The organism is Paenibacillus lactis (genome assembly GCF_017873605.1).
In the GTDB taxonomy this organism is placed as follows: Bacteria; Bacillota; Bacilli; order Paenibacillales; family Paenibacillaceae; genus Paenibacillus_AQ; species Paenibacillus_AQ lactis.
The window spans coordinates 165,924-179,285 of record NZ_JAGGKI010000013.1 but is presented as its reverse complement, the minus strand read 5'-3'; the positions used below and the strand labels follow the sequence as shown (position 1 = coordinate 179,285).

The following is a 13,362-nucleotide window of genomic DNA, read 5'->3' as shown; positions in this document are numbered from 1 at the left end:
AATAATTTTATAAAATGTAATGATGACTGCTGCACGATACTCTGCGTCGACGCTCGGACGACAAAACTACGGAGAACTCAAACTCAACGAAGAATGGATGACTAGATGATAAAAAATGCTAATCAAAAAAAGCCGCATGATAGCGGCTTTACCTTGTGCCGATCCCCGTTTCGGACAGCCGGGTCGCTTTGACCAAATAAGTCGCCAGTCCAGGAATCATTCGGGCGATGGCGGGATAGAAGCGATTGGTTCTGGCAAATGCCAGGCTCTGAATTCTCCTCGCTCTTCGAAGGAGCTGCGTAAACGCAGCGTTGGCTTCGAGCGAATATTGATATTTCCATTCATCGAAAGGAATGTCTCCGTCTAAATACTTGCCGGTCCAGTCCGCGCATAGGCGTGAGGAGCGCAGCGCAACGGACATCCCGTCCCCGCAAAGCGGCGGAAGCATCATCATGGCATCACCGATGTGCGGGTATTGCGACCATGGCTCGGGCAGGTCGGATAAACGAAGCGGGGCGATCGATACCTGAGTTCCAGGAACAGGCTCCCCTTCAGCCATCCGATCGGCTAGCCTTTTGTTCGAGCGCGAAGCAGACCGGAGAATTTCCGGCACCGATTTCCCGCTTCCCTGCACCGATTTCAAGGTCAACAACGCAGCTACATTAACCCTTCCGCTCTCAATCGGCGATATTCCGACATAACCACCCTCGCAAAAATACAGCTCAACCCGAGGATGCAGCGTCACGCCATGATAATGGGACTTTAAACCAACGTATACGGGATCATCCCGTTCATCACCGGCGGAAGCCGCGCCGCGCGGCTTTTTGGTCCCGTGCGCGCCAATAACAGCCCTGGCCACATACCGAACGCGTTCGTCCCCTTGCTTGGCGTCTACTTCGTACCGCTGGTCGTCCAGCAGCCGAATATGGGTCACGGTCGTTCCCGTGACAATATCCGCTCCAGCGCGCATGGCATGCTGCTGCAAGAGCCGGTCCAGCTCATAACGGCTAAAGCCGTATGCCTGCCCAGGTAACGGAGCTGTGATCTCGCCGCCGTGAGGCATAATAATCATGGCGTGATCCATGATACTCGTTCCGATCGCCAGCTTATCGTGCCAGATGCCTAAGTACTCAAGCATCTCCTTCGTTTCGGGCGACAAGAACTCGCCGCAAGTTTTATGACGCGGGAAATGCTGACGGTCCAGCAGGAGGGTGCGGCGGCCCTGCCTGGCGAGCTGCAGCGCACAGCTGGTGCCCGAGACTCCAGCTCCGATCACGATGACGTCCGTTTCTACCGTCATGGATACACACCACCTTTCATCATGCTTGGGGACAATTTTGGACCGATGGATTTACGATCTGCTACCGTGAGTCGCTTGGCACCTCATATCTTGGGGATGACAACGGAATATCGGAACAGAGGCCTCCATTCGTAAGTCATCGTCTCGTGTGCCAATTGCCGTTTCAGCTGCTCCCAATCGCTTCCGTTAAAGCCCTTGGCCACTGACAACGGTCCATCATGCCTAATGTACCGGTTGCGGGAAATGAGACGCGTTGCCAACCAAACCGCTGCATAGGACAGCCGATGCCGATGGATATCATTGATCACGACTCCGTGGACGGAGGCCCGCAGCATGTGGGATACGATATCGATCAGCTGCTCGCCGTCAAAATGATGAACGAACTGAGAGCCTGTCACAATATCAGCCGTGGCTTCGGGGAGCTCCTTCACGTCCGCACGCTGTACCCGTACCCTTGGTTCCCTGCTGAATAACCGTCTGGCCTCCTCGCATGCTTCCTCCGTCAGATCAACCAGGGTAATCGTCAACTGGATCCCCTTTCGTTCGGACCATCGGATCAGCTTCCGGTTAATATCGCCTGAGCCTGCCCCTACATCCAGAATGCTGAGCTTGCCTGGACTTCCGATGCGCTTCCATAATTGATCCACCCCGGTCAGCGTGGGTCCCGGCGCAGCAAACAGTTTGTTCAGCCGCCTTAAATGCTTGAGTGCCTCGCTTAATTCTTCGCCGCCCCGGGAAAAGTCATCCATCAGCTCTTCTTCCTGCGCCCGCATGGACAATGGTCTAAAGAAGGACATGGTCCTGCTCACTTAAGGATGAAGAATATGCTGGAACGTAGCTAAAGCGCATAAGCTCTGCCGTCAGTCCGGGTCCGAATGCCATGGCAATCCCTTCTGTAGAGGCTTCATTCCGGTTTTTCATATCCATGCGCATGGCGTTCAGCACGAACATAATGGTGACGGAAGACAAATTGCCTGCCGTCCTTAAAACCTCTCTGCTGTAGTGTGTCTGTTCATCGCTTAGACGCATCACATCCTGTACCGCATCGACGATGCCTCTTCCTCCAGGATGGATCGCCCACAGCTCAGGGAGCTGGTCTTCATGGAGCAGGAGTCGAAGCTCTTCCTCGAGATGAGCAGCCAGCAGCTTAGGAATTCGGGGAGATAAATAAAGATCGAAGCCAATATCCCCAACCTCCCATGTCATGTCCTCCGTTGAGTCCGGGAGAAGTACCGAGTAGCCGTAGCCCAGCTTCAGAACATGCTGATGCCAAGCCTCCGGGCAGCCGATGACGCAGGCGGACGCTCCGTCCCCGAAGAACGAAGCGGCAAACAGCGCCTCCCTCTCCTTCACCGGCTGAAAATGAAGCGTACATAGCTCCACGCATACAATCAGCACATGGGCACTCGGGTCACCCTGAACGACATCCCGCGCCATCTGAATCGCTTTCAGCCCGGCGGCGCAGCCCTGGAAAATCAATGGCAGCCGATTGACTCGAGGCGATAGACCTAAGAGCCGAATCAGCATAATATCAAGACCCGGTTGAAATTGCCCCGTACAGCTGACCGTAATCATATGTGATACTTTTTCACGGGAAATGCCGGCATCGTTCAATGCCTGCTCAGCAGCCTCCAATCCAAGCGGAAGCGCCTCTCGCTGATAGGTACGCATTCGCTCCTCCGTGGACGGTACGTCCATTTCCTCGCGGAGCGGCAAATAACGGCAATCCTCAAGCGGCCCCAAGTAATTGGGTTCACAGGTATACCGTCTCTCTACGCCGCATGACTTGAACACCTTTTTCGCAAATCGGGCCAAATCCGGTCGATCCTGCAAAGATGAGGCTATTAAATCCGCAATATCGGACTGGGCAACCGAATGGGCGGGCAGGGCTGTCCCCATCCCCAGAATCGCAATATCGGTCGATGATCTCACTTCGCCAACCTCCTGTACAAACTTGGAATGTATTCATGGTATACCCTATTTCGGACATATTGAATTCCAAATTTCGAATATGGATAGGGTTAGGATATCCCAATGAGGTTGAATCGTATCCAGATCGAACCAATTTATCTTAAAACCAAAAAAAGCCCTGCCATAGAATAGGATCCATGACAGGACTGTTCGTTTATGACAATTGCATATCCACTAAAATTTTGCATTGCTTTCGGTCACTAGCAAGGGCCTCAAAGCCTTTTCCAACAATGTCTTCAAGCGGGATGAGACTTGTAATGACCTTATTTCCATCGATGATGCCGCGAGCGAGCAGCCGGATCACCTCAGGGAACAAATTGACATAAGCGTATGACCCGGTAATTTTCGCTTCGGTTTTTACAAAGCTGTTCGGACTGAAGGTAACCGGCTGTTCCCATAGGCTCACCACCTTAAACTCTCCGCCTTTTCGAACCGCGCTGACACCGCTTAAGAATGTGGCCTGAACGCCGGCTGCATCAAAGGCCACATCGACTCCGCCGCCCGTCAGTTCCTTGATTTGTTGAACCGCATCGGCTTCGACCGGATGGATAACATGGGTTGCACCGAGCTCCAGCGCTTTCTCCCGGCGTTCATCGGAAACCTCAACGACAATGATTTCGCTTGCTCCCGCCGCCTTTACCGCTTGAAGAAGCAGCAGCCCGATAGGACCCGCACCGAAAATAGCTGCCGTATCGCCAAGTCGCAGGGTGCTTTGCCGTACGGCATGCACCGCTACGGCTGTAGGCTCGACAAGCGCGCCAAGCTTTACGTCCATTCCTTCCGGAAGCTTAAACGCATTTTGCTCTCGTACAACCGCATATTCCGCGAAGCCGCCCGACAGCGAATAGCCGTAACCGCTGCTGTTCGTGCACAGGTTGGCCATTCCTCTTCGGCAATTGGCGCAATGCCCGCAGGCAATCAGCGGTTCAACGGCCACCTTGTCACCTGGCTGCATTTCCGTAACGCCCTCGCCAATTTCAACGACCGTGCCGGAGAATTCATGTCCAAGCACCGGCTGTGTCCGGATCGGAAAGGTCCCTGCCATATATTCATGCATATCGCTTCCGCAAATGCCTGCATAATCGACCTTGATGAGCACGTGGCCTGCTTCAAGAGACGGAACAGATGTCTCTTCAACCCGAATGTCTTTCGCTCCGTAAATTTTTGCTGCTTTCATGGTGTTATCCCCTTTGATGTTATCTTGAATGCAAACCGTGCAAGACCAGGCGAATGATATGCTCCGCCGCCTGCGCTGCATCGTCCTCTACAGGCGGCAAATCGCTGAACACCGGCTCGAGAAACGGAATCTGTCTGGAAAAAATAACGGCACCCATCACAAAATGCACGGCATGTACAATCGATTCGTAATGAAGCTCCCCTTGCCTCTTGCCTGCCTCCAATATCGCCCTTAGATGCTCCCATGACGGGTAATAGGCGTTCGATAGCATCCGCAGCCGGGGACTTTGCATCATCATTTCCTGCTGCAGGATATGAATAAGCTCTTCGTTCTCGTAACGGTAGGCAACAAATCCGCGAATAAACTGTTTAAGCGCCTCAACCGGTTCCTCCAAATGGAAGGACAACTTGGCAAAGTGCTCGTTAAGCGGCTCAAACAGCGCATATAGCAGCTTGTCTTTTCCTCCGAAATGGTAGGATACAAGCGCTAAGGCTACGCCGGCTTCGTCGCAGATATGCCTGACGCTGGTGCCTTCAAAGCCCTTACCGGCAAAAAGCTTCCTGGCCGCCCCCAAAATTTTCTCTTTGACGTCCTTTTCCTGAGCCTGCTGCTGTTCTTCGTTTACCATCGATCTCCATTTCCTGTCTTCATGTATTTGCGATTCTCTATTTCGATAAGTTGCATTTTTAATTTTGAACGATCGTTTTGAACAAGTGTTCAAGCAGCTGCAAATTCATTCTACTCCTCGTTTTTTTGCCTGTCAAATCATCTTTTACAAGCGTGCGTTACCAAAATCTATAAAGGCTTCGCATATTCCCAAATGTTTTTGCTGGGCTTGATCGGCGATAAACCGAAGGAAGTGGATTAAGGACATGTTGCTATCCTCCGCAAGCAAAAACAACCCGCCTTATCGATGGATAAGGCGGGTTGTATCTAAAATTCCCATGGATGTTATTTTCCCGATAAGTAAAGACCGAGCTCCGACAGTAGAGCACTCCCTACATAGGTTCCTGTAAATACGAAGACCGCAACAATTGCGACCCGCCATGACGTTTTGCGCAAATCGGCCAGCCGGTCGGCAACGGAGATGCCCGCGAAAGCCAAAATCGGCGTCGTAATGGAAAGAAAATTGACATTGGCAATAGCATCAACGAATACGTCCGATATGAGGCAGCAAATGAGCGAAACGATGGATACCCACCCAAGGACCGGGAACTCCTGCAAGAACTTTACCGGCACTTTCTTCATTAACGTTGAGATGATGACCCCGATAAAGGAAAAGAGCCACAATACGGCCAAACCGGTAATCGTTCCGAATGTAATATGGCCTTCGCCGCTCTTAATGAACTTCATCTGTTCCGTAAACAGGATGAGACTGACGCTGAGCAGGAGGACGAGGGCGTATTTAGCATATTTATTCATGCCGGTGCTCATCATTTATCACCTCTGACTAACAATTTGTACATGAACCGCTGCAGCGGCACCGCCAGGAATACCATCGTGTAGGTTCCCAGGAAGCTTGTAAGCAGCTGGCTCGCTGCTGCATAGCTGTTGATGGTTTGTTCCATATCAGGCGCCGTTGCGATCAGAGCTGATGATGAGCCTGTCATCATGCTGGCCGATCCGACCCCGGAAGCCATCGCCAGCGCTTCGATCGAGAAGCCGGAGGCATGCATAATAGGAGCAATAATGCTGAAGAACAACGTACCGAACAGGGTGCCGATAATATACAAGGAAAGGACGCCCCGCCCTTCGTCGGAGTCGAGCGTATACTTTTCGGATATGTAGGCCAGCTCGCCTTCACGCCCGAGTCCCAGCGTCGAGCCGATCGCTTCTCTCCGCAGGCCGAGCAGAATGGCGATCGGGAGTCCGAGCAGAATCGTCCCCAGATTTCCGATTTCCTGGATGATGAACACCCAGCCGACCTTTAAAATTTCCTCGATCCTCGGAGCGACATCCGCGCCGTATCTTGCCATAAGCGGCAGCATGATGAAAATCAAGTACTTGCTTGAGAAAGCGACATTCGCTTCGCTGTATATTTTCTTCATGAACCCTTTGCGGAAGATCGACAAACCAAGGATCATTGTAATCAATATCGCGAACACGAGCGGCAGCAAACTTATTTTAACAGACCCGACCTTTACCGCCTGAATCCCGATAAATTCGGAAACCGCTATGACGATCAGTACGAATGCGAGTAAATAGATGAATGATTGTTTCGACTTCATGCCTTGACCTCATTTCCGTTTATCGGCTTTGCACTTACAATGGACTCTAGCAGCTGCTCGTATTCGGCGAAAGATCTCCGGTACAGCTTCGAGCGATCGATTCGGCCGTTCATCCCTTCAAGCACCTGGGTCAGAAATCTCGGGAACACCTCATAAATATATTCGGGGTCAATATCTTTGAAATCATCCCCGTGAATCGTACCCGTAAAGCCGCTGTAACCGATTTGTATGCATGGCATCATAAAAGCCAGATCCCCGATATCGCCCGCTGCGCTGATGGCATTGTTGTTCCAGATCGCCTCGATTTCATCATTGCGCTGGAATGCTTCCATTACAAATTCCGACAAATATCGATCCTGAACGAACGGCAGATATCCCATCTGCGTCTTGATCTCAACCTCGCCCTGCAGCGCCAGCGCGCTCCCTCTCGCCGCATCGTCCATCTTTTCTGCAGCTTCCTTCATATACTCCACCGAAAGAGTCCGCAAGTCACTTCCGACCGTAATCCGGTTCGGAATGACATTCGTCGACATATCCGAATCAAGGACGATCGGATTCATTCGAACCTTCTCGCTGTCTTTCATTTGCTGCCTGCTGAGCCCGAGCGCCACATTGAACAGCGTTGACATACTGTAAGCATTTTTGGCGGAGAACGGATCAAACCCGGCATGCGTGGCTTTACCCGTAAATGTATACTGCTTGTACAAGAAGCCTGCCAGGTCGCAGTTAATTTCGATCGTACGCTTGTCGAACTCGCCGCCCATGGCGTGCACGCACAGCCCGATATCGATATCGTCGAAGACCCCAAGCTTCATCGCTTCGGGTTTTCCGCCGTAATACGAAATTGTTCCTTTCTTAAGGAGCTCATCCCGGTAGGCAAGATCCAGGTACTCTTCCGCGGGAACGAAAATGAACGTCAGCGTATAATCAAGATTTTCATAAGCCTTGGTCTCCACGTAGTGCTTGTACAATGCAAGCGCAATCGCCACCTGAGTGTAATGTCCGCAATTATGCGCAGCGCCGGTCGCCGGATCGGAACGCCAGTGGGAAGGTGCATAAACGGCGTCAAGCTCCGCAATGAAGGCGATGTTGAGCGGTTTCCCGGCTCCGAGCGAGGTCCGTAGCCCCGTCGTGCTGAACGTCTGAAGCTCGGCTTCAGGATTTACTTTCTTCAAGAATTCTTCAACCAGCCCGCTTGTCTTGAATTCTTTGTACCCAAGCTCGGGATGTTCGAATATCGTCCGGGCGATCTGCGCAATTTCTTCGTACTGCTCCTTAAAACTCATAGCTGCCTCCTTCATGATGAAATAATCCTAATGTTATTTTAATTCCTTTGATTATGTCAATAATAATCACGTTATATTATTTTTCTATAAACTTTATAGTGAAATGAAATAAGATACCGGTTATGCCAGTCTCCATATATCGACGATTGATCGCTAAATGGAAGATACTGTAATCCCTATCAGTTATGAAACCTCACATTCATGGACGATGAATATCGTCAAGCTTTATACAATGTGTTTTAGACTCCTCTTGGCGGGCATCGCTATGCTTCTTTTTTTTGCATCAACTACTATTTTGTCCTCGCATTCGTTGTTCACTCCTCGATTTCTGCACTTATGCATGATTCGCCTGCGCCCCATGCAAGGTTGCTGTTGGAGATTGAAACAGCCCCCAAATCCCTCTTCACCTGCGTGTCACTTGGGCATTTGCTGCATACAATGGTTAACGTAGCATGAAAGAACCGATTCAATAACCACCGATGGGAAAAGGAGACTTCATGATCGCTTTTATCATTTCTAGGGGAAGTCATTCAGGAACCCTCCAGACGGAAAAATCCCTGAAAGCTGTACTGCCTGATTGGGAAGTGATCACGATCCCCGAAACAGGCACAGCCGATCGATTGAATCAATCGCTTCAAAGCTATGACGAAGCGTTTTTTCTCACCCTGCATGGCGGCGATATCCTCCGGCCCGAATTTATGGAACAGCTTCAAGCCTGGTCGCAAGAGCTGCAGGACGGGGATGGCGGAATCGTCATTCAGCCTCGACGATCGTACACAACGCGAACCCAGGACACGATCCAAGATTGCGCGGTTCTATGGCGGACCTCGGCGGTGCTGACTGGCACGTGCCCGGGATTTGCAGAACGAAATTTCATGCCCTTCGATCCATTGGTGCTCTATGACCAATATGTCCGGATTAGGCATGCTTATCGTTGGAAAATGGTCAGCACAGACGCTTATATTCCCGCTAGAGCCTATCCTGAACGGCCTGCCAGAAATCCTGAGGTGGAAGCCAGAGAGCTTATGCCGATCATCCTGCGCAGCCAGACTCGGGTAGAAGAGCGGCCGGAGGTTTTATTTTCCCCTGTCATATCGGTTGTGATCTGCACCTACAATAACGCCGATTATCTGCCCTGGGCTGTCCGTTCCGTTATGGCCCAGAATGATCCTGCATGGGAGCTCCTAATCATTGATGACGGATCGACCGATGCAACCCCGTCGTATTTGAAGACGCTGCAGGAGGATTCGCGAATTCGCTGTTATAGGCAGCACCGAAACGTTGGTAAAGCCGCCTGCCTGAATACGGCCCTGCAAAGGGCCCGCGGCAAGTGGCTGCTGGAGCTGGACGCCGACGACTGGCTGGCGCCGGAGTGCTTGGCGCGTCTGTCAAAAGAGGCCCTAAACTCGGAGGATTCAGGGGCGATCTACGCGGACCATTATGAATGGACCGAACGCAGAAGCGGAGAGCTGGTCTTCCGTGGCGTCAAGAAACCGCCGGAAGCGCTCTCCCGTCAATGGCTTCTAGAAGAAGGACCTGCCCTGGCTCCCCGGATGTTCCGTGTCGGTCTGTTAATCAAGCTTAACGGATGGAGCACTTCGGTGCCGCAAGGAGGAAGATTATACGAGGATATTGAATTGTTGGCCCGGCTCGCCCTCGAAGAAACGATCCGCTACCTCCCACTGCCGCTTTATCACCGGCGAATTCGAAGCGGCAGCATGACGCGAATGCATGAGCGCCTTTATAAACCGTGGAGCCGGTCCATGTCGGCCAATACGTAACGACATACGTAATGGCGACCCTCGCTCCCTTTAAAAGCACAGCTTAAGGCAGGATGCGGATGAACGTGATGTTATTGCTGAATACCGTCACCACTTCCGCTGCAGGGATATAGCTGGTGCTTGCGATCTCGATCGTCACGATCCCGTCGGCGGCCGATGCCAGCCTCCCTTGCAGAAACTGTCCCGGCTGGACGAGTTCAACGGATCTCCCGATGAAACTTCTTAACGCCTCAATGAAGTTCATGGATAAACTCCCCTCCCATTATCGTATTCAGACAACGGACAACACGTTGCGAAGCGGGACGAATACAATGCTTCCGTCTGCCTCCCGCAATTGAACGAAATCTTCCCCGACCAGGATAATCGTACCGAACAATGTCCCAGCCGGGGTCTCGATCGTTGCGAGAGTTCCAACCCTTGCCCTTAAGAAGGATACGATGCCTCCTTGGGCGGGTGTCAGAGCGTCTACCCGATTCTGAAGCGCGTTCACTTGAACGGACAAGCGATCCACATGCTGTCTGAGAAGTCCCAGTTGGTCCGCCAGTCTTGCCAGCCTCGCGACCACGAACCTTTTCAGTCGCACCCAATGCTTTTGAAGGGTGCTTTTTTTCCTTTTACGGAGTGACGAATTTCTGCTCCGGACGGCTGGAATGCAATCGGAACGGTATACAAAAGTTCTGCGCAATTTCACGGCCTCTACCCCCTTCACTTGGTCATGAGTACAATATGTCGGCGCGGCGCAAGTGGAAACCTGTCGTTCTAAAGATAGTCAAATGACCTACCGATCTGTCCACTATTAGAAAGAATGCCAGGGCCCCCTACCCATTCGAGTGCAAAAATGGTGATCTACCCAAGCGGAAGTCCATATGGATACATAATTTAAGACCATAGACAATCGCGTAGGGAGGAGAATGGTGTTGAACAGACCACGGAAGAGGTCCCGGAAGCCAATAAAAAAACGAGTGTCTCTATCGGTTAAGAAACTTGGAAAACGCAACAGATCCATTCGTAATCGCAGGCTGAATGTCCCGTTTCCACTTCCGAGCACCTCTATGCATCTGAAGCCACATACGGCCCAGCCGCTGCCTCTAAGCCCTGTTGGCGTGTCCCAAGGTAAGCAGCAGAATCGATCGGAAGCTGTGCAAATACGCTCAAACCCGCCGGCAGGAGCGCGCGGGGAATATGACGTGCTGCGGTTTCCGGTAATTGATTGGGACTTCCGGTGGCAAAGGCCTCAGCAAATATCGGAGCAATTCGCCCTTCATGGCCACAGGGTATTTTATATAACGACCGACATCGCAGTGCTTCCAATGGAAGAACCCGTTTATGAAGATGTGGCGCGGCATGTCGGAATTAAACGGATCGAGCCGAACATATGGCTCATTACGCTCTGTGCCACCCGCAAGCTGAATCTGTACAGAGACCTGATGAATGAGACGGATATCCGATATCTTAGCTGGTCCATCGATTATGTCCGGGCTCGCTTTCGGATAGAGCATCTTGTTTCGATCGTCGACCTTCCGTTCTGGACACCGCTCGTAACAGCCATCGGCAATCACAAGCTCGTGTATGACTGCATGGACGAACATCAAGGATTCTCTACCAATGACAAAGCCATACTGAGCCAGGAGGAGCAATTAGTACACAGCGCCGACTTGGTTGTGGCCTCATCCCAGGCATTGTATGACCGAATGAAGGAACTTCATCCTTCCACCCTGCTTCTGCGCAATGCGGCGGATGCTTCCCATTTTTACAATCCTATGCCCGTCGCACCGGAGCTCACGTCGATTCGGGGACCGGTCATCGGGTACTATGGAGCGATTTCCGATTGGTTTGATATCCGGCTCATTGGCCAACTGGCAGCACGAAGGCCGGATTGGACATTTGTCCTGATCGGGCACACGTTTGGGTGCGACACATCTGTCGTTGAGAGCCTCCCGAACGTCATGCTCCTTGGCGAGAAGCCATATGAACGGCTTCCATCCTACCTCCACCGCTTTGATGTTGCCTTGATTCCTTTTCTGGAAAACGAGCTTACCCGCGCAACCAATCCGGTGAAGCTCTATGAATATTTGGCTGCAGGCAAGCCGGTTGTTTCCACTTATCTGCCTGAGCTGGAAACCGTCGCGGCCGGATTAACGCTCGTCGCCCGTACGCCTGAAGACTTCGAACAAGCGATCGAACGATCCCTGCAGCAGCAGGGCCCCCGAGAGGTCCAAGCCAGAATGCAATTTGCGCGGTCTCATACATGGGAAATGAGATATATAGAGCTCCATGAGCAGATCTTGTCAAGGCTGTTCCCGAAGGTGAGCGTTGTCATTTTGACGTACAACAACTGGGCTTACACGCGCCAATGTCTGACCAGCCTCCAGAAGCCGGGCCGTTATCCCAATATGGAGGTCATTGTTATCGATAACGGTTCCACGGACGAAACCAGGCAGCGCCTGGCCGAACTCGATTCCGATCTGTTCCGGATCATGTTTTCCTCGACCAATCTCGGCTTTGCCGCAGGGAATTCCCTGGGATGCCGCAAAGCCAGCGGCGAATATATCATTCTGCTGAACAATGATACCATCGTACCCGATGGGAGCTGGATCAGGCGGTTGATCCACCCATTGGCGATTGACCCGGATCTTGGCATGACCGGACCTATGTCTAATCATGTGGGTAACGATCAGGCCGTGGACCATTTCGTCGGCAATCCGGTAGAAGGCGCCCATTCGGATTGGCTGCGCGATTTTTACGAGTTTTATGAAGGAGGGAGTCGGTATACCGATCTGCTTGGCTTCTTCTGCGTAGCCATAAAACGCAGCGTGATCGAACAAATCGGAGACTTGGACAGCAATTATGGGGTCGGCATGTTTGAGGACGATGATTATTGCGAGCGGGTCAAGCGGGCCGGTTACAAACTGGCAATCATCGAGGACGCCTTTGTTTATCACCATGGCAGCGCCACGATCAAAAAGCTGAAGCAGGGCGAGTATGATCAGCTTTGGCGCAACAACAAGTCCTATTATGAACGGAAATGGAATAAAGTCTGGCAGATGCCTAAACCGCCGGAAAATCGGTTTTCCGGGGCAGTATCTTCTGAGGAAGTGGCCGCGAGGCTTGCGAACATTACCGTCGAGTGCGTACTGGTGCTCGGAGAGCGCGAGTGGAGTCGTCAGGATCCCAGATGGAAGCGGATCGTTAAGCAGCTCGCCGCCGATCGGAAACGTATCATCGTGGTTCACTTGATGAAATATCATCAACAAGATGTCATTGGCATACGGAAAGCCGGTCCGCAGGTTTATTTCACGAATCGGCTGGATTTGTTCAGCCGTGTCCGTTTCGATAGCGTAATCTATTGCGGCGAAACCGAACAACAGCCCGATGTCCATGCGCGGCGTGAACTTATCGACGGCCCCTCCTACCATGCACACCAGCTGCGCGATTTGACTGCAAAGCTCGAGAATGCCGAAGTGCTGGAAGAACTTTGCCCTGCCCAGCTGGCACGGGGATCGATTGGGTCCAAGGAGCCCCAGCCCAGCTCGTGACTTCAAGTCCACCAAGCATAATAAAGCCTTCGTCATCCCGGACCGGATTGCAGCGGTTCCGGGATGCGAAGGCTTATTCGTAT

At 52.0% G+C, this 13,362-nt stretch carries 12 protein-coding genes; 2 read left to right on the top strand and 10 right to left on the bottom strand.

The window, feature by feature from the left end; genetic code table 11:
* Nucleotides 1-148: 148 nt before the first annotated feature.
* From J2Z18_RS21945 to J2Z18_RS21910, 8 genes are all read right to left on the bottom strand, one after another.
* Nucleotides 149-1,300, bottom strand: coding sequence for an NAD(P)/FAD-dependent oxidoreductase (locus tag J2Z18_RS21945; protein WP_144869395.1), 1,152 nt, complete (start codon nucleotides 1,298-1,300; stop codon nucleotides 149-151).
* 83 nt (nucleotides 1,301-1,383) lie between these two features.
* Nucleotides 1,384-2,097 (bottom strand): methyltransferase domain-containing protein, encoded by a 714-nt coding sequence (locus J2Z18_RS21940; RefSeq protein ID WP_007128336.1) that lies wholly within the window; start codon nucleotides 2,095-2,097, stop codon nucleotides 1,384-1,386.
* On the bottom strand, nucleotides 2,084-3,232 hold the full coding sequence (locus J2Z18_RS21935; RefSeq protein WP_210095313.1) for a type III polyketide synthase: 1,149 nt from the start codon (nucleotides 3,230-3,232) through the stop codon (nucleotides 2,084-2,086). The genes J2Z18_RS21940 and J2Z18_RS21935 overlap by 14 nt, the downstream gene beginning before the upstream one ends.
* 193 nt (nucleotides 3,233-3,425) lie before the next feature.
* Nucleotides 3,426-4,448, bottom strand: coding sequence for a 2,3-butanediol dehydrogenase (locus J2Z18_RS21930; protein ID WP_210095312.1), 1,023 nt, complete (start codon nucleotides 4,446-4,448; stop codon nucleotides 3,426-3,428).
* 19 nt (nucleotides 4,449-4,467) lie between these two features.
* Nucleotides 4,468-5,076, bottom strand: coding sequence for a TetR family transcriptional regulator (locus tag J2Z18_RS21925; RefSeq protein ID WP_028404579.1), 609 nt, complete (start codon nucleotides 5,074-5,076; stop codon nucleotides 4,468-4,470).
* 323 nt (nucleotides 5,077-5,399) lie between these two features.
* On the bottom strand, nucleotides 5,400-5,882 hold the full coding sequence (locus J2Z18_RS21920) for a hypothetical protein (protein WP_083832588.1): 483 nt from the start codon (nucleotides 5,880-5,882) through the stop codon (nucleotides 5,400-5,402).
* Nucleotides 5,882-6,676 carry a DUF3100 domain-containing protein gene (locus J2Z18_RS21915; RefSeq protein ID WP_007128343.1) on the bottom strand — a complete coding sequence of 265 codons (795 nt, stop codon included), beginning with the start codon at nucleotides 6,674-6,676 and terminating at the stop codon, nucleotides 5,882-5,884. The genes J2Z18_RS21920 and J2Z18_RS21915 overlap by 1 nt, the downstream gene beginning before the upstream one ends.
* Nucleotides 6,673-7,962, bottom strand: a complete 1,290-nt coding sequence (locus J2Z18_RS21910) for a M20/M25/M40 family metallo-hydrolase (RefSeq protein WP_210095311.1) — start codon at nucleotides 7,960-7,962, stop codon at nucleotides 6,673-6,675. The genes J2Z18_RS21915 and J2Z18_RS21910 overlap by 4 nt, the downstream gene beginning before the upstream one ends.
* 497 nt (nucleotides 7,963-8,459) lie before the next feature.
* Here J2Z18_RS21910 and J2Z18_RS21905 point away from each other — a divergent pair, with 497 nt between their 5' ends.
* Complete coding sequence (locus J2Z18_RS21905) at nucleotides 8,460-9,743, top strand: glycosyltransferase family 2 protein (RefSeq protein WP_186311123.1); 1,284 nt, start codon at nucleotides 8,460-8,462, stop codon at nucleotides 9,741-9,743.
* A gap of 43 nt (nucleotides 9,744-9,786) precedes the next feature.
* Here J2Z18_RS21905 and J2Z18_RS21900 read toward each other — a convergent pair whose 3' ends face one another.
* Together J2Z18_RS21900 and J2Z18_RS21895 are read right to left on the bottom strand one after the other, a co-directional pair.
* Nucleotides 9,787-9,987: a hypothetical protein gene (locus J2Z18_RS21900; protein WP_007128346.1), complete on the bottom strand. Its 201-nt coding sequence runs from the start codon at nucleotides 9,985-9,987 to the stop codon at nucleotides 9,787-9,789.
* 27 nt (nucleotides 9,988-10,014) lie between these two features.
* Nucleotides 10,015-10,434: a hypothetical protein gene (locus J2Z18_RS21895; protein WP_210095310.1), complete on the bottom strand. Its 420-nt coding sequence runs from the start codon at nucleotides 10,432-10,434 to the stop codon at nucleotides 10,015-10,017.
* Nucleotides 10,435-10,795: 361 nt separating this feature from the next.
* Between J2Z18_RS21895 and J2Z18_RS21890 the strand changes: the two genes are divergently transcribed.
* Complete coding sequence (locus tag J2Z18_RS21890) at nucleotides 10,796-13,279, top strand: glycosyltransferase (protein WP_245256119.1); 2,484 nt, start codon at nucleotides 10,796-10,798, stop codon at nucleotides 13,277-13,279.
* The last annotated feature ends 83 nt before the right edge of the window (nucleotides 13,280-13,362 follow it).